The sequence below is a fragment of the Streptomyces bobili genome, assembly GCF_002154575.1.
GTDB classification, from domain to species: Bacteria; Actinomycetota; Actinomycetes; order Streptomycetales; family Streptomycetaceae; genus Streptomyces; species Streptomyces bobili.
The window spans coordinates 1-2,316 of the sequence record NZ_MUBA01000456.1 but is presented as its reverse complement, the minus strand read 5'-3'; the positions used below and the strand labels follow the sequence as shown (position 1 = coordinate 2,316).

2 protein-coding genes and 1 riboswitch are annotated in these 2,316 nt (G+C 75.5%); both genes read right to left on the bottom strand.

The window, feature by feature from the left end:
* Window positions 1-12: 12 nt before the first annotated feature.
* Window positions 13-663, bottom strand: coding sequence for an SCO2322 family protein (locus BZL64_RS30055; RefSeq protein WP_086772305.1), 651 nt, complete (start codon window positions 661-663; stop codon window positions 13-15).
* On the bottom strand, window positions 660-1,874 hold the full coding sequence (locus BZL64_RS30050; protein WP_086772304.1) for an SCO2321 family membrane protein: 1,215 nt from the start codon (window positions 1,872-1,874) through the stop codon (window positions 660-662). Before BZL64_RS30050 ends, BZL64_RS30055 begins: the two co-directional genes overlap by 4 nt.
* Before the next feature lie 142 nt (window positions 1,875-2,016).
* Window positions 2,017-2,099: riboswitch (adenosylcobalamin-variant (AdoCbl-variant) riboswitch) on the bottom strand.
* Between the last annotated feature and the right edge of the window lie 217 nt (window positions 2,100-2,316).

The window sequence follows — 2,316 nt, the reverse complement described above, 5'->3', positions numbered from 1 at the left end:
GGGCGGGAACCCTCAGACATTCCTGCGCCGCCGGGCCTGCCACACCGCCGCAGCCGCCAGGGCGGCGATCAGGGCACCGCCCGCGTACACGCCGACCGAGGGGCCGCCGTCGTCGTCGGCGGAGGACGCGGAGGGCTCGGTCGAGGCGTTGTCCTTGTCGGTCGTCGTCACCTGGTCCCCGCAGCCCGACTCCGGGTAGCCCGAGATCGCGCACAGGAGTGCGTTCGGGTCGTAGCGCAGCGGCTTGGCGGTGGAGGCGAGGGCCTCCGCCGTGGTCGCGTCCTGCCGGACGCGGGCGCAGGCCGTGCGCGCGGGCGGCGGGGTCTCGCCGGAGGGTGCGTCCGCCGGGGTGCCGAAGTCGACGACCAGGGCGACCCGCTTCATGCCGTCCCTCGCCGGGGTCCGCGCGCAGATCGCCTCGAACGAGGCCGCGCCGCGTGGCCGCGACGCGTCCCCCGAGTCCTCGCTGACCGCGAACCGGAAGCCCTGGACGGCGCCGTCGGCGGGGCGGGCCGTGGAGGGGCCCTCGGTGGCGTAGACCCAGCGGTCGCCGTCGCGGTCCCAGAAGGACCAGTAGCGGTAGCCGGCGGCCTGGGCCGGGCCGGGGCCGGCCAGACCCAGGAACAGGGCGGTGACGAGCAGGGCGGCGAGGCGGCGTATCACGGCCGCCGCTTCCTGCGGCCGCTGATCAGGAAGCCGATGCCGATACCCGCGACGAGGAAGACGCCGACGGTCCACCAGACGCCGAAGCCGTCGTCGGAGTCCTTCTCGTCCGAGTCGTCGCGCTGGAGGCCGCCGGTCGCCTTGCCGGTCTGCTGCGGCGTCGGGCCCGTCGCGTTGAGGGCGGCGACCAGGTCCGTGCCGCCGAACGCGCGCGGGTCCGTACCCGTCGCGTGGGCGGCGAAGATCAGCTGGGCGTAGGCGGCGGGACCGCTCTGCTTCGCCCAGGCGGCGGCGTTCCGCTGGAGCCAGGCGAGGGGCCCCCGCGCCTGCTCGGCGCCACCCTGTGCGGCGAGCGCGACGACGGCGTCGGCGGTGTTGCCGTAGTCCGGCTGGTTCTCGGCGCCGGGGAGCACCGAGGTCAGGTACCCGTCCTTGGCGACGGACTTCGCCAGGTAGGCGGCGCCGTTCGCGGCGGCCTGCCGCGGCGTGCCGGGGGCGGCGCAGGTGGCGGCGGCGGTCTTCGCCGCGGCCTCGGCGGCCAGGCCCTCGCCGAGCGCGCCGACGACTCCCGCCGCCGTGGCATCCGCGTTGGCCGCCAACTCGCCCTGCTTGTCGGGCTGGTAGGCGAACGCGCCGCCCGCGGCACAGGGCAGCGCCAGTTCGACCAGGGCGTCGTACGGCGACTTGCCGCCCTTCACGACCTCCGCGGGCTTCTCCCCGGCCGCCGCCAGCGCGCCGACGACGACGGACGTCGAGTTGGTGTCGCTGGCGCCGCCGGGGGCGTACCCCCAGCCGCCGTCCGCGTTCTGCACGGACTTCAGCCAGCCGACGGCCTTGTCCGCCGCGGCCTCGTGCCCGCCGAGGGCCGCGAGGGCCTGGACGGCGGCGGCCGTGCTGTTGCTGTCGACCATCAGCTTGGCGTCGCACGCCTGGGCGGGGTCGGCGCGGAACGCGGCGAAGGAACCGTTCGCGCACTGCTGGCCGGTCAGCCAGTCCACGGCCTTCCCCGCAGGCTTCACCCCGGCGGTGTCCTGGGCGAGCAGCGCGAGCGACTGACGCCAGACGCCGTCGTACGTCGGGTCGGTGCTGCCGTACAGGCCGGACGGGATCGCCACGGACGGGGTCGGCGACGGGGACGCGGCCACGGCGGGTGTGGCGGCGCCGATCACTGCGGTGGCGGCCAGGACCGCGGCGCTGCGGCGGACGTTCATGATCGGCGGGTGCCTCTCCCTGTCAGGGAACCGGGCAGCACGGGACATCCCGGCGGCTCGGCTCCGCATACCTCGACGGTGCCGTACGGCGGCGGCGCCGACGCACGTGAGCCGGTCACGTCCGTCCGGGGCAGTCCGGCTGGCCATGACGGGTGTTCCGCATGGCTCACGGTTGCGGGTCAGCGCCGGAATTGCACCGGCTTTCCCCCGTACGGGTGTGATGACGACCGGGCCACTGTACTCGGCCGTAGCAAAGCCCCTGAGGGCAGCCTGTGTGCTCGGGTGCGTTCGCCCACGGGGCCGGCGGCTAGAGGCGCGGAGTCGGACCGGCGCAGGGCAGGAAAACGGTCCGTGCCTGCAACAGCCAGTCGCCTTCCGCCGACCGTCGGAACGCGTCCTCGTGGTGGCCGATCCGGACCGGCGGTCCGGATCGGCCACCACG

Excerpts from the sequence above, each read along its gene's own strand:
- BZL64_RS30050 (WP_086772304.1), bottom strand. The coding sequence starts at position 1,874 with ATGAACGTCCGCCGCAGCGCCGCGGTCCTGGCCGCCACCGCAGTGATC.